The 15,780-nt window shown below is 46.7% G+C and carries 10 protein-coding genes; all 10 read right to left on the bottom strand.

Annotation, left to right across the window (positions count from 1 at the left end; translation table 11 throughout):
• Window positions 1-19: 19 nt before the first annotated feature.
• Complete coding sequence (locus tag FSB75_RS00180; protein WP_146781260.1) at window positions 20-997, bottom strand: hypothetical protein; 978 nt, start codon at window positions 995-997, stop codon at window positions 20-22.
• Between the two features lie 26 nt (window positions 998-1,023).
• Window positions 1,024-2,283, bottom strand: a complete 1,260-nt coding sequence (locus tag FSB75_RS00175) for an MFS transporter (RefSeq protein ID WP_146781258.1) — start codon at window positions 2,281-2,283, stop codon at window positions 1,024-1,026.
• A gap of 269 nt (window positions 2,284-2,552) precedes the next feature.
• The gene (locus tag FSB75_RS00170) at window positions 2,553-4,541 is read right to left on the bottom strand and encodes a carbohydrate binding domain-containing protein (RefSeq protein ID WP_146781256.1); all 1,989 of its coding nucleotides are present in this window, start codon (window positions 4,539-4,541) and stop codon (window positions 2,553-2,555) included.
• Window positions 4,542-4,621: 80 nt separating this feature from the next.
• Window positions 4,622-6,865, bottom strand: coding sequence for a hypothetical protein (locus FSB75_RS00165; protein ID WP_146781254.1), 2,244 nt, complete (start codon window positions 6,863-6,865; stop codon window positions 4,622-4,624).
• Window positions 6,866-6,890: 25 nt separating this feature from the next.
• Complete coding sequence (locus FSB75_RS00160) at window positions 6,891-8,120, bottom strand: Gfo/Idh/MocA family protein (RefSeq protein WP_146781252.1); 1,230 nt, start codon at window positions 8,118-8,120, stop codon at window positions 6,891-6,893.
• A gap of 305 nt (window positions 8,121-8,425) precedes the next feature.
• A complete protein-coding gene (locus FSB75_RS00155; protein ID WP_146781250.1) occupies window positions 8,426-9,208 on the bottom strand; it encodes an SDR family oxidoreductase in 783 nt (260 codons plus the stop codon).
• A gap of 9 nt (window positions 9,209-9,217) precedes the next feature.
• Complete coding sequence (locus FSB75_RS00150; protein ID WP_146781249.1) at window positions 9,218-10,135, bottom strand: Gfo/Idh/MocA family oxidoreductase; 918 nt, start codon at window positions 10,133-10,135, stop codon at window positions 9,218-9,220.
• A 17-nt stretch (window positions 10,136-10,152) separates the two neighbouring features.
• Window positions 10,153-12,378 (bottom strand): alpha-galactosidase, encoded by a 2,226-nt coding sequence (locus FSB75_RS00145; RefSeq protein ID WP_146781247.1) that lies wholly within the window; start codon window positions 12,376-12,378, stop codon window positions 10,153-10,155.
• A 16-nt stretch (window positions 12,379-12,394) separates the two neighbouring features.
• Entirely contained in the window at window positions 12,395-13,426 is a 1,032-nt protein-coding gene (locus FSB75_RS00140; protein WP_146781245.1) for a glycoside hydrolase family 32 protein, read from the bottom strand.
• A complete protein-coding gene (locus tag FSB75_RS00135; protein ID WP_146781243.1) occupies window positions 13,423-15,507 on the bottom strand; it encodes a glycoside hydrolase family 127 protein in 2,085 nt (694 codons plus the stop codon). The genes FSB75_RS00140 and FSB75_RS00135 overlap by 4 nt, the downstream gene beginning before the upstream one ends.
• Between the last annotated feature and the right edge of the window lie 273 nt (window positions 15,508-15,780).

The following is a 15,780-nucleotide window of genomic DNA, read 5'->3' as shown; positions in this document are numbered from 1 at the left end:
GCTAATTAATTGTTCGTTTTTATTTACCCGAAGCTTCGATTCTTCGTTTAATTTTTACAATGGCATAAGCAGCATTGGCTCTGACATCCGCCGCTTCTTTGCTATCGGCTTCGTAAAGACCTTTGCTGTTTTCGTTGTTAAGATAAGAAGCCAGTATTGGCAAGTCAGAAGCATCTCCTTTTTCGGCAAGCGCCTGCGCCAGTTCCATGCGTTCGCCGGCCGAGAATCTTTGATAATTTTCCGTCATGGCCTTTCGGATCTTTTCATAATCGGCTGTCCTTTTTTCGCCGGAAGGAAAGGTAACAATCGCAGTATTCAGCAGGTTCTTTTTTAAGGGTGAATCTGCAGGCTCTGCTAAAGCTGCCCGCGAAAGTTCAGTCCATTCAGTTTCAGTTAAACCGCCGCTCTTTCGCAGGATGAAAGCGCTGATCATGCGGACAATTTGATTCGTATCGCTTTCCGCCATTTTTAAAAAATCTTTTCTGAACCGATCTGCATTTGCACCCGGCGCATACGAAAGAGCCCAGTGAGTGTAAGCCTGCATGTTGCGGCTTTCGTCGTTGATTGATTTTTGCGTGGCTTCAGGATAACGCTCCGCCGGTGAGAGTTTGAGCTTGGCCAATGTTTCGGCGGCATGCAATCTGTCAGGACCGTTCACATCGCCAAAAGCCTTGAAAATTTTATCGTACCAAACCTTCTTTCCTTGCGGATCGGTTTCGGTTTGCGCCAGCACTCGCCAGATCGTGATTCGATACTTTGGCTGGTCGCCGTGCAATTCGTTTTCCTTCAAAAATACCTGTCGCACTTCGGCCGGATAGCCAAGCCAGATCAGGTATTCAGCCGCATGAACTTTTACAAATTCCGTTTCTGTTTTCAAAACATTTCTCAGTTCAGCTAGGGCTTTATCCGTCAGCGGATCAGCGGTGCAGGTAGAAGAAGTGAAGACCGTCATGGTAAAGATTATGAAAGAAAAAAGTGATGGTTTAAAGCGGTTCATCTTTGAATGTTTGGGCCAGGCTGGTTTTATTCAACAGCCACTGGTTCTTTTAGGTTTTTACGAATGATGAGCAGCAATAAGACAGCGATAAACAACATGACCGCTGCAATTTTGAACAACACACTGAGGTTGATGTGTGCATCACGCAGTGCGCCGCTGGCGTAAATGCCAAGACCACCCACAAGGCTGGCGAATAAGTTCAATACACCATAACCGGTGGCACGGTAACGTTTGTCGGCAATCTGGCAAAGAATGGGCATCAGGTTTACGTCGCCGAAGATGCGGGTAAGCCCATAAAATAAAAAACCTATGATGGCAACAAATACAACGTCGGTACTGCTGGCAATAAAAACAGCCGGTGCGGCAATGGCCAGTGCGATAGCCGGAACGAGCACTCTTGCTTTTTCGCCACCCCGTTTACTGGCACGATCGGACAGATAACCACCCAACAATGCACCAACAAAAGCCACGGGGTAGAGATAACCCGTTGCATACAAACCCGCTACCGTTTGAGAAAGATTGAAATGCTCTTTGTAATACGTGGGCAACCATCCCATCGTCATCCAGCCGATGATGCCCAACAAGCCCCAAAACAACAAGAGCAACAAAAAAGACTTGCGACTAAATAGCTGTTTCATCGCATCCCAAAAATGAATGTGCTGATTTGATTCTTTTTCTACTGCAGCATTTTTGCCGGAAGAAGCATCACGCAAAAAAAGGAGCAGCACAATGGCATAAGCAATCCCAATCAAACCAAAGACGTTGAAGGCATCGCTCCAGTGATGATTCTCGGCAATCCAGCCACCCAAGAAGCCAAGGCTTTGCCCCACCATTACGCCGCCCATGTGAATGCCGGTAGCCAGCGAACGTGTATTGCCACGGTGATAATCCGTTATTAAGGCCAGCGCAGCGGGAATGTAACAAGCTTCGCTAACGCCCATTAGTGCACGGGTAGCGAGCAGTTGATTGAACGTAGTTGCGTGCGCCGTTAACCAGGTTACGACCGACCACACGAATAAACTGATTATGATAACACGGCTGCGGTTGAACTTATCGGCAAGAAAACCTGCCAACGGGCTTAATAACCCATACACCCATAAAAAAACAGAAGTAAGCAAGCCGAATTGCGCATCGGTCATGGGCATATCGGCGCGGATCGAATCACGCATCGTGGTGATCATCACGCGGTCGAGGTAATTTAGGCATCCCACCACAGCCAGCAAGAAGACCACAAGCCAGGCTTGTTTCATCGAAATCCTTTTTGCCGGGATGGCTGCTGTTATCATGCTCGGAAATTAGCCTCTATTGTTTTACGCCACTGTTACTTTTTTATAGAATGAGCGTACTATTTTTTAAGAACCAGTTTTGAGGCAGGGTTATATAAAAACAAGAAATCAAGTCTTCTAGACTATCGAGTTAACGATGAAGAATGAATAGCATTTTTAATCGAATAAATTTCTGGAGTAATGATAAAAAGCAATCGCTAAATGATTTTTCGTACGCAGCGTTAATCCTTCTCACAGGCAAAACATTTACTTACCGATGGAGAATGAAGTCAATTCGTAAACCAATAAGAATACAAATCGCCTCCCTTGATGTAAAACTTTAGTTTGATGGCCCGGCCATGCAAATGATTTAAAGCATTGTTGTTTTTCCATCGAGCCGTCGTTAAATAATTATCGCCTGTTAGCGGAACAGCATCTGCGGAAGTATAACCGGGTATCGGCTTTCCGTCTTCGTCTAAAATCTCTACTCGGATCCTTCCATTCACAAGCAGCTTCGCGTTTACCTGCAAGTGCGAACCTTGGGTTACGATTGCCTTTGTCACCACTGTTCCTTCGTCATCACCGGCATTGTGCAGCGATACGAATCCGTCGCGGCGCCAACTTGCAGTGGCAATCTGCGCCACTTGCTTTTGGTCCTTTTTATCGCCGCCGTGCGGCAGGTTCATAGCGCCGTAATAAATCACCATCTCTTTTTCGGCTACTTGCATAGTGCTGGACGTATAAAGGGTACCGTCGTCCCATGCGCCGGCTTTTCCTAACGGGATAACGGGGTCGCGATCAAGACGGCTCCAATGCTGAAGATCGCGGGAAGTTGCAAGCTGCGGTTGTATGGGCCCATCGCCATAGCCTGCAAAGATTCCGGACTTGTAGTTCATCACGTCAAAGGTCCAAGGCATGCCAATGTAAATGCTGTCGTAAGGATAAACGGTCATGCCGTAAATCTGGCCTTCCATGCCGCCTTTGGCCCTTACAGCCCAATCATCTATCATATCGCCTTCAACCGCCAACAACCAGGATGAACCCGTTGCATCCGGCGCTGTCCAGTGAATAAAATCTTTGCTGACGGAAACGAAAGCCGCCCTGTCCATTTTGTTGGGTGTAACGCTTGTATTGCTTACCACCATGCGTTGTTTGGTGGTAGCAATGAACAATTTTTGATCTCTGTCGTAAGATACGTTTGACACGTCGGCATACGGAAGAACGGGATTGCCTTTGTATTCTTTCCACCGGAAACCATCGGCAGAAAACCAAACGCCGTATCCAAATTTTCTGCCACTATCTTGGTAACTTACTGACATCAATTTATAACGACGGTTGCTATCGGCTGCATCCGGATCATAAACAACGGTTCCTCCGCCGGTTTGGCAAATGTTATTCCTGGTACTGCCGCGAAAGTTGAACACGTTCAGCGCCGGCTTTTTCCAAACCAATCCATTAACACTTGTCGCATAGCACAGGTAATATTGTCCATCGAGATAGGCTGTGTACCACATGCGGTATCCGCTTCCTTGCGGCTCGTCTTTCAACACGGTACCGTAGATATAAACGGAGCTGCCTTCCCATGGTTCTGTCGGGCGAATCAGGGGTTTTGACTTTTGAGCTGGATGCACAAGCCGCTGCACTTCGTTCATTGATTGAATGCGATAATCATCGAGAAAAAGTTCGCGCCGGTTTAGCGGCAATAGTTTGCTGTACACAAAGTCGTAGCACAAGGAAACATCGTCCCAATACACCAGCCCTGTTGCTTCTTTGGCAGACGTAAGCGAGACGGTCACATGCGTGGTTTGATCCGGCGCTTTTTTTTCAACGTGATAGCGTTGCCAAGACGTATCTGCGTTGATTGTTGCTTCGCTTACCGCAATGCATTTGTTGTTCTGATCCCAAAATTCAAGCAGCAATCTTTGTTGCGACCCGTTGCTATATTTTGCCCAGGCTTCAACGCGGTAATTCACATTCGGTGCGGCTACATGCTTGTCGCTTCGCAATACGAGGTCGAGGGTTTGCGAACTATCCTGCAACTTCAGGGAAAGATCATCGGGTTGTTTTCCGTGATGTTGCTGCGACGACAATATGGCCGTTTGCAAGCCTGCGCCTGTTAACCAGTTAAGCGGACGTTGAAGCGGATCACGGGCCATGAAATCGCCATTGCGCAAGAGGTTTTCACTTTGCTGCACTTCGGTAAATACAGGCTGCGAAGTCGCTTTTAGAAAAAACAACAACCAAATAAAGGAAAGCAGGCTATGTATAGAATTCCGCATTGTCTGACGCATTGCAATACCGAAGTGTTCTGTTTTTGAACGTTGTTTCCCTAATGGAAAAATATCTTCACGAGTGTCGGTTACTTTCTTCTGTATTCTTCCCAATTGGTCAATTGGGAAGTGCCGTCAGAGTTGTTGCTGACACATCCATTCTCCTGTAATAATTTCAGCCTGTCCAATCCTTTTTCTTTTGTCCAGTTGAAAGCTCTCCAGAGTACCGGGGCATCAGCTTTGAAGGTGAATGGTTCTTTAAAAGATCGTTGGCGGTTTTGCAAGACCTGCAGAAGTCGGTTGGCATCCCGCCATCTTATCCAGCCAGGGGTTTGCACTTCAACCTCCAGTTCTTTTCCTAAGTCCAGGAACATTTTCTCCTGCTTTGCCGCTTCCAGTGTGCCAAACATGCCAACCCACGTATTGTATTCACGCACCGGCTTCCAGGCCGCCTCAATCATCTTTTTTAGCGCTTGTTTAGATGTACCTTTTCCAGCCGCTTCCCGGATTTTATCAACCTCGATTCTTGATTCGGCGAACTGGCGTATCTGCCAAAGATGCGGGAGCATCAATTCGACAAATACGGATGGCGGAAAAGGCAACGGGAACTTGGGAACAAAGGAAGTATCGGTCTGCATATTCCCAAGAGCTGCGATGGCGTTTTCTGCACGTTTCAAGTCGGAATGAGCATCTGGGGTTCCCAGCCGGTGTTGCTTCGACCAAATCCAATAGGTATCCCACGTTGGTCCTGAACGAACATCCTGGATCAATTGAATAGCGTCCAATATGGCTGGTCCATTGCGTGGTCCCCAAATTCCTTCTGCAATTTCACGCAGAATTTCATCGGCATCGCGGTCTGGATTCCACAAAAGTTGGGAAGCAGCGTACTGGGTAAATATGTTGTTCAGGTGATAGGCCTCCATCTCTGACCAGTAACTGAGTGGCTGGATTTTATCAACCCCGTTTTTTATCTGCTGGTAAAAATTTTTTAACAACTTTGCATTCACATGCATCATTGGATTTTGATCGGTTTCTATTTCTGCCGTGTGCCAACCCCACACGCCAATCTTCAGGTTCTGTTTTTTTGCTTCCGCATGAAGATGTTCTCTTTCTCCCGGTGGGTATAGATGCGGCATAGAGCTTTCAAGTAGCAATGCATCCTTAAATCCGTTGTCAACCAATTGCTTCATGTAGGCCGAATCCGAGTCAGAAGCCCAAAAGTCAACCCCTAATTGCACCGCTGGATTTTTGGCTTTGAATTTTCCTACCAAAAGGCGCATGTAGTTGAATATATCATTCCGATTCTTCAATGAACCGGGGTCATAGAAATGAGTGATCAACATGTCTACATAGGGCGCCATCTTTGCGTAGCCGTTGTAATACTTTTCAAAGCCGGCCCGCACTTTCGGATCGGTAAACGCCGTGTATCCTTTTTGCGGTGTGTAGGTAACGGATGAATCATACCACCCGTAGTCATTAAACTGCGCCGCCCACACCCATAACGTAAGCTGCTGACCGTTGGCACGAACTGCCTCTGCAAATTTCATCTGGCGATCCTGAAAGGCTTCGGGACTGCCTAAAATTGAATAACTGGCGACCGTTTCCATTAACTGGCAACCACTGAACCCAAAGGCATCAAACATGTTCGCATACTGCTTAATCTGCTGATTGCTGTAAAGCCATACGTTCAACCGCTTATCGGCATTGGGGTTGTTGAAGACGCCGCGCACTAGGTTGGGCGACCACGGACAAAGCGTCCATTCGCGGCGGGCTATCCAGGGACTTTCATTTAAATGCAATGGCGGAATGGCGAGCCCCAGCGCATCCTGGCTGCTTTTGATGAGCAAACGTTGCACGGCCTGCTTTAATCCCAATGCTGAATTGCCGGATAACCGGACAACGGGATGCTTCCCGATGATTGAGGTTTCGATATTATACGCTTCCGGAGAGGAGCCAACCTTCTGTTTATTTATCGCGTTCGCGGAAAGAAGAATCGCAGGCCGATTTCCAGGTACACTTGAAAGATTGCTCACAACTTTATTTTCGCAACGCAACACCTGCGATAAGTAATCAGACAAACGTTTCACTACCCTTTTCTCTAATGCCGTTTCGGGAGTAGCAACTACATAGGCCATTTCACCCCGGCTCCAGCGCAAGGCCGGCGCCTCTGTTGCTACGGCTGGGGACTGGCAAATACCGCTTCCGCTGCAAAGCAGACCAATCATCACAATGAAATTGCTAATGAACGCTCCTTGAAAATTTAATTGCATGCTGATGGATTGAACGATAGACCGTATGCTACTGGAGCCAGCTTTGTCAACGAAAATGCTCATGCCAGATGCTTATGGTTTCCCTGTGCTACTTATCAAAATTTGGAATCTTCATGTACTCTCCGTTCTTAAGTGCTGATTGGTGGGCAACAATGCCCGGGACTGTATACGCAAGCGCTTCATAGATGTTCACTTCAGGCTGGCGGTTTTTAACCAGTGCGTCGATGAATTCATGCGTAATGAAGGTATGCGAACCGCCATGGCCGCTGTTGTGCCGTAGCGGTTCCGGCAGCATATCCGTCTGCCACCAGAATTCCTGCTTGTACGTCTCAACCTTGTTGGTTTTATTTTTAAAACCGGCATCGTCGTGCCCTAAGGTATCGGCCGTTCGCACGATCGTATGGTCGCCTCCTTCCTGCAAGGCCGAAAAGAAACTCATTTTATCGCCGCGCCATTCGCCTCGTTCGGCGCCACGCAAAGCACCCTTCCAGTTTACTTCTACCCGGAACGGTGTGCCCCGGTCTGTTTTAAAAAAAGCAGTTTCATTCCAAAAAGGATTTTTGTACGGGTTATTTTGCAACTTCGGATTGTTATCACCCCAGCCCATAGCGCTTACATGCGTCAGCCGTTCTCCTGTTACCGAAATCAAAAACGAAGTGCAATGGGTGGGATAGAGCATGGGGGGAAGCCCGTGCCGCCAGGTAGGCTTTCCCTGGTTATCAAAAAAATAGTCTTCAAGTCCCGGATGATTGTATTCGGCCGCTGCACTGAAAATTTTTCCAAATGCACCTTCCTTGTAAAACTTTTTAACCGAGATTGTATTTTGCCGGTACGCCGTTGTCTCCGCCATCATGTAGGTAAGCCCGCTGCGCTGCACGGCATTTTTAAGTTGATGGCATTCCTCCAATGTCATGGCTGCCGGCACGGCACACAGCACATGTTTTCCCGCATTCAGGGTTGCGATGGTATGACGGACATGATCCGGAGCCGGTGTAGCAATAAACACCGCTTCTACTTTAGGATCTTTCAATAATATCTCCAGCGACTCATAACTCTTGGAACATTTATATACCTGCATCAATTTTTCCCTACGATCCTGCCGCAAGTCACTTACGGCCTCGACAATACAGTTAGGGTGTTCGTGAAAATTAAAAGCAGATCCGAATCCGCCGCCAACAATTGCCACTCTTACTTTTTTTTCATCAAGCATTCCAGCAAAAGCCACATTGGGAATAATAGCAAAAGCTGCTGCCGCTTTACCCGTTAAACTGAGAAACCGGCGACGCGTAAAAGGATTTGAACGAACTTGATAATCCATGGTTAATGTTTTCGTTAGAAGAATGTAAAAGCAGTCTTATTGCATCGAATTTAGCCATCTCTGTCAACGGCTTCTGCTACTATTCGGGTGGTTTCTAATACTTTTTTTCAGGTTTTTGTCACGTTTGCAAATCAATGCTTTTTACTAGTATATCGTGTAAGCTTCCCAATCTGCGACTCGCACATCGGGTATACACGCCATTGCCATACGTTCTTAAGTATCATTTACAAGCGCCTTCATCTCGTTAAAAATGAAACGAAAACTTCCCTGCCGCCTTCTTTATCAAGAATAGAAATTGCTTTATATCAGGCATTCAGCCCGCCATCCATCAGTATATTCTCCCCATTGATATAAGTGCCGGCTTTTGACGAAAGCAACACGACCAAGCCTTTGATGTCATCGTTGTTGGCCATGCGACGCAAGGGAACTTTTTTGGTATAGTTTTCCAGAAAGCGTTCCGGTTGATTGTTGAACAATCCACCTGGGCTGATGCAATTCACTCGCAAATTTTTTCCGGCAAACTGCTGCGCAAGAAAGCGTGTGAGGTTGATAAGGCCTGCGTTGTGAAAGAAATAATCCGGCGGCAAATCTTTGTTCATGTCGGTGCCTTCGTAATTCGATACATCGGGACCAAACATGCCCATCATGGAACTGATGTTGATGATGCTGCCGCCTTCGCCATTTTGAATAATCAGGTCAGCCATCTCTCGCAAAATGTCCATCATGCCCGTGGCATTTACCTGCATCGATTCAGCAAATTGCTCAATCGGTGCGTAATAACTTTTCATGGGCCTTGATACGGCGTTATTCACAAAGCCATCCAGTTTACCAAACTTTTCTTTAATCTGCGCTTTCAAGTTTAAGACCGATTCGTGATTACCCTGGTCTACCTGCATACCGTGCACATCCAAACCAACTTTCTTAAAATCGTTTGCAACGACATCAATGTTTTCCTTGTTTCTGGAAGCAATGATAACCGTTGCGCCGGCTTCTGCTAATCCCTCTGCAATGCATTTGCCGTAATTACCTGCGCCACCGGTAACAAGAATAACCTTGCCTTTGAGATTCAACAATTCTTTTACATTCATGGTTTGTAGTTAAAGCATGATTGCCTGCCCGCCTGCCGCCAAGCTTTCCTCCGCGGCAATCATTACGTTGATGATCTGTTTTGTTTTAGCAAAATCAATTCTTGATTTTCCTTCCTGCACCGAACGTATGAATTCGATAATGTTGTCACGAAACATGGCGTAAGAATTTTTGATTTCAACTGTGCGCCAGCTCTCCTGTCCGAAGAAGGAAAGCTGCATGGTGGGAACAAGGTCATTGAAAAGGTGCAACATCATTTGCAGATCGCCTTCATACGTTATTTGTACGCTGTTTTTAACTGCACTGCCAACGTTTCGAACGCTTACCGGTTTGGGATCATTTAAAACCGAAACGATTCCTTCCAGCATGTGAATGCCGTACTTCAACCAATCTTTTTTTCCTACGCCGGTTACCAGTTCCATTTTACCAAATGACTTTATACTTGACTTCACCGCCATCAATTCCGACGCATAGCGCATGGACGAACAGGACATGATAAATTTTCCTTTCTCTATTTCGCTGGAAAAATAATCGAGGTCTTGTTTTGTTGAGCATAGTGGCTTGTCAATAAAAAGCGGAAGTCCTGCATCAACAAATGGCTTCGCCATTGCCACATGGTTCTCGGGATCATCGCGGCAGAGCAAAACCGCGTCAACGTTCGCGATCATTTCGGCTGCATCCGCGGCAACGTTTGCAATTTCCGCAGTGGCCGCAATCATTTCCGAGGTATCACGACTTTGCGACCACACGTGTGTCACTCTTGCACCCGGCAATCCCAGGGTTGGCTTGTTGGCTTGCAGGTAATCGGCAACGGCTGGATAGCCCATGGCCGCGATCTTATCGCCGTCAAACTCTCCGTTAATAATAGCCGACCAGGAAGAAGGATGCGCATTTCCGGGACTCATTCCCACAACGCCAATTCGTAACATGAAAAATGTTCTTTTGGTTAATCAATTTGTTTCAGCGTAAAGATGAGGCTTTGGTAAGCATTTTTCACCGGCCAGGCCAAACCGATGTTCATTAAAAAATCTCCCGGATAAACTGTGCCTTTATCGGTACTGTCACCGGCTTTTTGCAAACGGTATTTTTTCGCTGGATTCAGTCCTTCTAGCTTCAACGTTTTTGAACCTCTGTCTGATGGTTGGCTGCCATTCAAGTATTCGGCCATATTGTAGCAGAATAGAACGGCTTGTTTACTGTCGTCGCTATTGTATTGCAGGGCACAGCGATTAGATTCAAAAGGAGAAACCAGTTTATGCAAAATTCCCTGCTGCACCAGCGGACGAATCTCTTTGTAAAGAGCAATCTTCTTTCGTGCAATATCAACATCAGCAGGCGTCATTTTCCTGATGTCGCTGCCAATGCCCAAGACACCGCTCATTGAAACATCAAAACGGTAGTCAAGCGAAACGGGTTGATGGCGTGTGGTGCTGGTAACCCACGACACCATGGCGTTTGCAGGCATGGCTTCTAAAAAACCATATTGAATGTAAAGACGGTCAACCGGGTCGGTATTGTCGCTTAACCAGGTCTGATCCATTCTTGAAAGCATACCCAGGTCCACACGACCTCCGCCGCCGGAGCAGGACTCAAACAAAACTTTTGGAAAACGCCTCCGCAATTCTTCCACCAAACGATAAACGTTGGTTATGTGACGTATCCTTGCTTCGCGTTGCAATTCAGTTGAAGCGCCGCTCCATCCCGGCTCCGACAATGCGTTGTTTTGATCCCATTTGATGAAATCAATTTCATTTTCTTTCAATAGCCGCGTAAAGGTTTCCAGCAAATGCTGGTACACGGCCTCGTTGGCTAGATTCAATATTTTACGGTTCACGTTTCCGGTGCGTCCAGGCACTTGAAATATCCAATCGGGGTGCGCTTTTGCCACATCGCTGTTTGGATTCACGTTTTCCGGTTCCACCCAAAGGCCGAATTGCATGCCCAGTTCGTGAACCTTTTTGATCACCGGAGTAAGTCCATTTGGAAACTTGTTTTTGTCCACGTCCCAGTTGCCCAAACCGCTTTGCGAACGGCCATCGGTGCGGCCGCGAAACCAGCCGTCGTCGATAACGAAAAGTTCTGCGCCGAGTTCTTTTGCTTTTTGTGCCAGCTCCAGTTGATTCTGTTCGCTCACGCTGTAATACGTGGCTTCCCAACTGTTGTACAACACCGGCCGCAAAACATTGCGATGTGATGGAGGCAATACGTCATGGCGAACATAAGCCGCTAAACATTGCGAAGCGCCATCGGCGCCGTGCGGCGTAAAACCAATGGTCAGCTTCGGTGTTTCCAGTTTCATTCCAGGCTTCAGGTTCCATTCCGTATCCCAAAAATTCATTCCGCCAAGCACCTGCAAACCGTTTGCAAAAGCCTTGTCGAAGACCAGTTGCCAATTGCCGCTGTAATGCAAGGAGCCAAACCATGTCGGTGAGTTTTTTTCTCCGGCTGATGCCTTCGGCTGCACGGCAAACCAGGGTGCGTTGGGATTGGATTTAAAGGCCCTGTTTTCAATCAGTTTTACACCTGGCGTCAATAGCGATTCGTAATGCTGAAACTCGTTCAGGTCTGTGCCGGACCATTGCGTGAGGGTATACTCATTGGCAGGGAGGGCAAAACCACCGGACAATAATTTCTCTATTTTGATGTTGCCCTTCTTTGCCGTGTTGCCTACTTCCATCCATTTTTCCAACACATCATATTCAGGTAATACACGGATGTAGGTCGTTATTTGTAAAGGATAAATTTTATCCGTTTGCACGATCTTTAGCGTGGACCTTCCATTGTTCTGCACCACTTCGCCGCTCACGTATTGCAGATCGGCATCACGAACGCCGTCGGCAAACACGACTTCCAATGCCGTTGATTTGTTGGCCAGTCCGCCACGCACCGGCACTTCTTCTACCCTTTCGTACCAACCAGCATTTCGAGAGGTAAAAGCGGCTTCTTCTGAAGGGCCGTAAAAAACAGGAAGCAGTTTTTTATTGGCAGTTATGGTTAACTGGTAAACTGAACTTTTTGTTTGAATCAACCAACCGTCAGGATTGCTCAGCCTTCGGATCGCACTATCGCTTTGTGAAAATGCATGGTTGAAAATGAGAAAACAAAGAAGCGAGAAAAGAAATTGCACACGGATAAAACCTGTTCTCTTTCTTACGAAAAATTGTTGCTGCATGGGTTTGAAAAGCGGATTATTTTAATTGCTTCAATGGGATTTTAGCAAAGTAAATAGATGTCTTTCCTTCGTGCGACGAGTAATAAGAATACCAGAGCATGTTGTCGTAAACAACCATTCCGGGATAGCTGGTATCGCCGCCGCTGGGTAAAACAATCGTCTTCTTAATTTTACCGTTCAGGTCTGTTACAAACACGGCTGATTGATGGCGCTTGTTACCTTCACCCGCTATTTCTTCTGAAGGGTACAAACGCGAACCAATAACAAGCGTTTTATCATCGAGGAAAATAAAATTTGGTCCGCCAAGACGTTGGTCGAGGTAATGATACGTCCAGTTTTGATAAGGCGGATCGCTGACTGCCAACAGGCCCTTTTTATCTTCCGCTTCGCGGCGAATGAGAAAATAAGCTTTCCCGTTTTTATCGAACCGAATGGTAGATTCATTCGGATATCCGGTTACATCAAGCTTTGTTACTTTTTCAAAGCGGCTGCCATCGGTTGTTTTTAAAAGATAAAATCCGTTGGGTTGATAATTCACTGAATAACCGGTTCCGTTGTACCAGGCTACCCGCCAAACCCAATCGCTCCACGATGCAATAGACTTGTCCACTTCAGATTCTTTTGGCTCTGAAAATTTATCATCGGTACCAGCAAAAGACACATAAGGTTTGCGGGAGGTAACTTTCCCTTTGTCGTTGGCTTCCACATCCATTAAAATCATCAGCCGGTTGTCAGGTGTAATCGAAATTTTTGGGTCGCGGATGTCACGGGCCGCAATCGAAAAAAGCGCCACGCTTGACCAATTCTTTCCATCGGTTGATTTAATGACGCGGGCCTTGCCATCCCAGCCTTGCACGTGTGCCGATCCTTCGCGAAAGGTGCAATAAAATGCGTTGTTGTAACGAATCAAATCCGTGAACGCATTGTGATTGCCTGCATCCCAAATTTTTTGCACGTCTATTGCCGCATTGTCCTGCGTTGGTTTGGAAGAAGCACAGCTCAAAAAAAGAAGCGAAAGAAAAAAATAGCCAGTCGTAAACTTGTTCATTTGGAAGAATTGATTTTGTTTTTTTCGTTCATGGCCACCTGAATGTATTTCGGAACCGTGGGTCTTACTTTCGCGGCATAAAGTGAAAATTTCCAGGTGTTGCGAGCATACATGTTGTTCATGTAAAGCGGTTGCGGCAACCAGGTTCGGTAAAGATTTGTTTCGCTCCACTGATTTCCCGCCGACGAAAAATCGCAAAGCACAATCTTCTTTTCACTGTGGATGTGAAATACCGGCCGCACCACAAACGATACTTCAAAGGCCAGCCAGATGTTTTTATCTTGTGCAGTCACCGGCTTCAGGTCAATGTAAACGTCTTCAGTTTGCGAAGCAAAATCCTTGTTCGGAAGAATGTATTTGTATTTCGGTTGGCCAGGAAATTCCTGGTACACATGCGGGTCGCCCAGCAACCAAATCGCCGAATCCTGTTCGGGCACAAGGCGGCTGTCCAACGCCAATACTACGGGCCCGCGAACAACCGCTTGTTGAAAGCTTCCCGGCGCATGAACGATGCGTCCGCGCATGTCAAGTTGGAGTGTTACTTCGTCACCATTTTTCCATGTGCGCTGTAACGTAGTGTATGTTCCGGCTTTCACGGACACAACCACACCGTTCACCTTTAATACGGTTTGCTTACTCCATTCGGGAATGCGCAATTGCAAAGGAAATGTTGAAGGTGAAGCAGATTGAATAGTGAAACGAATTTCGTTGCCTGCGGGATAATCGGTTTTTTGCAACACTGTTATTTGTTGCCCTGACTTTGTTGTGTATGTTGTAGTGTCTGCGCCGTAAAAATTGAAAACAAGCGCACCATTGCCCGATTGCATCGCGGCCCATTCCGGCGTAAGCAATAAAGCTCTTGGCCCGCTGGATACGCAGCAGCTTAGGTTATTCCCCTGCACGCGGCTTGGTGTTCGCTCACCGTACAACGGCGAGTCGTAAGACCACCATTCGCCCTGCGGCATCATGGCGCCAAGCAATCCGTTGTACAAAGATGTTTCCATTTCATCGGCCCATTTTGAATCGCCGGTAAGCCGCAAGAGTTGAAAGCAAAGCTTCATCCAGGTGGCGGTGGCGCAGGTTTCGTTCGGACGTTCCTGAATCTCTGTTTGCGCCCAGGCGCCGTTGTACCACATTTCGTGATTGGAAACAGTACCAACAATTGTCAGTTCGTATTTTTTAATGGCTTTTGCCAATTTTACAGAGGCATCGAGATAACGCTTTTTGCCGGTGACGCGGTACAATTCGCACAAGCCTTCAAAATCCGACATCAATGTGTAAGCGTGTTTCACTTCGTAATCAACCAGCGGCAACCCGGCTTCGGCGTTTTCAATCAATCGAACACCGGCCGGCGTGTATTTGCTAGGCTTACTCCAGGATGCTACAATGTATTCGGCATAATCGAGGTACTTTTTTTCGCCGGTTCGTTCGTATAGAAGTGCCATGGGTTCAAGAATGGAATAATTGACGCCGCCTTTGTGAAAGGGCGGGCCGTATTCTTCCAAACTTAATTTGCCAGGACCGGTGAGGTTCAATAAATAATCCGTAGTGCGTTTAGCAGCTTGCAAATATTGTTCGTTTCCCGTGGCATCGTATTGCGCCAGCAGGCCAAGCAAAACATATTTCTGAATCCAGATATCCCACACCTTTAATTCATCAGCCGTTTTGTAGGTGGTGATGTAACCACTCGCATTGCTGTTGATCAGGTCATTCATCGCCCCGCTCATTTTAGCAGCTAGAAGAGAACTGGGCTGGTAACGATACGACAAAGCCGCGGCGGTGGCCCACTTGCCGATGAATTCACCGCGGTAGCCACCCGGATCGAGTGTCTTTTTTTGAAAAAGTTCAATGAGGTCGTTGGTGGTTTGAACCAATATGCGGTTGTTAATGCATTGGTCAATTTTTTCGCCAACATGTCCACCGATTTTTACGGCACCTGCCGGCAAAACTTTCAACTCATCACGTTGCGAAACACTCACTGGTTTTTGAGCCTGCGAAAAAAGCGGAACAGCACACAGTAACGTCCAAACAATTTTATTAACGGCTAGAATGGGCCGTTGTTTGATGCGTGCAAGAAACATAGCGCAAACGTTTTTACGGTGAATAGTTTGAACTGCAAACCACCACCACGGTTCAAATAATGCGAACGATAAAATGATGTATGATACAAACGCTCAGGAAAGTGATCCGCTAACAAAACAAATGTAGCGTACTGAATTACGGTAACTCTGTATTTTCATTCTCAATCATAATACTATCTTTTACCTCTTCGCAACTAAAAACAATGAATAGAATGGATATACATCTTGCTGACTAATTGCTTTACTTCCGCAGCTTTTATAATCATTATAAAG

It is taken from the genome of Flavisolibacter ginsenosidimutans, from assembly GCF_007970805.1.
Classification (GTDB): domain Bacteria; phylum Bacteroidota; class Bacteroidia; order Chitinophagales; family Chitinophagaceae; genus Flavisolibacter; species Flavisolibacter ginsenosidimutans.
The sequence above is the reverse complement of the archived record's forward strand: the minus strand, read 5'-3'. Positions and strand labels throughout refer to the sequence as shown.

Bases quoted from the DNA above. Each gene is read 5' to 3' on its own strand.
- FSB75_RS00180 (WP_146781260.1), bottom strand. From the start codon at position 997: ATGAACCGCTTTAAACCATCACTTTTTTCTTTCATAATCTTTACCATG.
- FSB75_RS00175 (WP_146781258.1), bottom strand. From the start codon at position 2,283: ATGATAACAGCAGCCATCCCGGCAAAAAGGATTTCGATGAAACAAGCC.
- FSB75_RS00170 (WP_146781256.1), bottom strand. From the start codon at position 4,541: ATGCGGAATTCTATACATAGCCTGCTTTCCTTTATTTGGTTGTTGTTT.
- FSB75_RS00165 (WP_146781254.1), bottom strand. From the start codon at position 6,865: ATGAGCATTTTCGTTGACAAAGCTGGCTCCAGTAGCATACGGTCTATC.
- FSB75_RS00160 (WP_146781252.1), bottom strand. From the start codon at position 8,120: ATGGATTATCAAGTTCGTTCAAATCCTTTTACGCGTCGCCGGTTTCTC.
- FSB75_RS00155 (WP_146781250.1), bottom strand. From the start codon at position 9,208: ATGAATGTAAAAGAATTGTTGAATCTCAAAGGCAAGGTTATTCTTGTT.
- FSB75_RS00150 (WP_146781249.1), bottom strand. From the start codon at position 10,135: ATGTTACGAATTGGCGTTGTGGGAATGAGTCCCGGAAATGCGCATCCT.
- FSB75_RS00145 (WP_146781247.1), bottom strand. From the start codon at position 12,378: ATGCAGCAACAATTTTTCGTAAGAAAGAGAACAGGTTTTATCCGTGTG.
- FSB75_RS00140 (WP_146781245.1), bottom strand. From the start codon at position 13,426: ATGAACAAGTTTACGACTGGCTATTTTTTTCTTTCGCTTCTTTTTTTG.
- FSB75_RS00135 (WP_146781243.1), bottom strand. From the start codon at position 15,507: ATGTTTCTTGCACGCATCAAACAACGGCCCATTCTAGCCGTTAATAAA.